The organism is Stieleria sp., assembly GCF_041595215.1.
Classification (GTDB): Bacteria; Planctomycetota; Planctomycetia; order Pirellulales; family Pirellulaceae; genus Stieleria; species Stieleria magnilauensis.
Genome location: NZ_JBFHKV010001427.1, coordinates 1 through 1,735, shown reverse-complemented (window position 1 = coordinate 1,735; position 1,735 = coordinate 1). Strand labels below are relative to the sequence as shown.

Annotated in this window: 2 protein-coding genes; both read left to right on the top strand. The window is 62.2% G+C overall.

The genetic code is table 11. The features are described 5' to 3' along the window. The coding region (locus tag ABX749_RS31825; protein WP_372899580.1) for an elongation factor P at window positions 1-441 on the top strand (441 nt) is incomplete at its 5' end. Between the two features lie 71 nt (window positions 442-512). After that, window positions 513-1,735: transglutaminase family protein (locus ABX749_RS31820; RefSeq protein ID WP_372899579.1), on the top strand; the 1,223-nt coding region annotated here is incomplete at its 3' end.

The window sequence follows — 1,735 nt, the reverse complement described above, 5'->3', positions numbered from 1 at the left end:
GCCCGCAATGTCCTGACCCGAAACAAGGTCGACATCACGATGAAAGGCACCGACGTGATCGAAGAAGCCGACTTCTCGCGTCGCGAAGTTCAAATGCTGTACACCGACGCGACGCATCTGTTCGTCATGGACAAGGAAGACTACCAGCAATACGAGTTGCCGCTGGAGGATGTCGAAGAGGAATTGAAGTACGTCACCGAAGGTTTGGAAGGCATGCGGGCGATGATTTACAACGACGGTTGCGTGGGGCTGGAATTGCCGGCGGCCGTGGAATTGACGATCACGCAATGTGACCCCGGTGTCAAAGGCAATTCGGCAACCTCACGGAGCAAACCGGCGACCCTGGAAACCGGGCTGGTGGTCCAAGTGCCGGAATACATCAAAGAGGGCGAGCGGCTGAAGATCGACACCCGGACCGGGGAATACTTGGCTCGTGCATGATGGCTCGAGTGCAATCGCTCGGGCCAGACGCGGCACCTTTCATGAAACAGGCTTGACGATGTGGAATCGCAATGGATCCTGACGACGATGTGATGCAAGCCTTGGCGGCGCACGACGAGCGTGTGGCGCGTTCGGGGCAATCGATCTGGGTCGGTGCTGAACCGACCTACACCGATCGGTTCTCCGAGTCTCCCCAGTGGCTGTTCGATGCCCTCGGCGACGACAAACGGGACCGCGCCCTGAAGATGCTGGCGCGGCTGGGACGCCACGAACAAGGCGCCGCCGTCCTGCGATGTGTCGGTCGCCAATATGGCGGCGAACCACATCCACGCTGGTCGGTGGGCATCTACGCGCGACGCGACGGAGCACGGCTCTGGTCCGGCCCACCCGACCCCGCACTCGCGGCATCGCCGAAAACGGACACACCATCCAACCCGGCAGCGCTGGCCGCCACGCTGTCCAAAACCCTCCGCGCGATCGGCTTGAACGCGATGACGGTTCAATCGCCGCTGCGGGAACGTGTCGTTTTCCGTACCGATGGCACCCCGCCGCCGAATTGTGCCACCCAGGAACCCGCGCTGGCCAGATCCTCGCTGCACAGCGAGCGTGTGGTGGGCGCCGAAGTCGAAGACGACTTGGCAGAGTCGGGGAACTATTTGATCGTTTGCTCGGATCAAGAAGGTGTCGCGAATCTGGAGCTTCCCAAAATTCCCGACGTCGAACTGTTCGGCCGGTTGCTCGGTGCCATCTCAACGGCCACGCTGGAAATGGACCTGTCCGCCGTGATGCTCAGCGGACACGCGCCGCCGGTCGACCCGACCGTCAGTTGGACGACGATCACGCCCGACCCGGCGGTGATCGAAATCAACATGGCGCCGGTCGCCTGCACGGTCGATCTGCTGCAACATTTACGCGACTTGGAAAACGCCGCGGAGCAGGAGCGTCTTGCGCCGTTGCGGTTGCAGTACAACGGGGTGGAAAGCGATTCGGGCGGCGGCGGACACATCACGCTGGGCGGAGCGCGCCCCTCGGTCAGCCCCTTTCTGACCCTCGGACATCTGTTGCCCAGCATCGTTCGCTACTTCAATCGACACCCCTCGCTGTCCTACCTTCACGCCACCGACTCGGTCGGCCCGTCCAGCCAGGCACCTCGGGTGGACGAAAGCCTGCATCACGATCTGTCAGATTTTGCGCTCGCGCTCGAACTCCTCAAACGAGTCGACAGCCCAACGCCGGACACGCTCTGGAATAGCCTCGCACCGTTTCTGGCGGATCCCTCCGGGAACAGCCACCG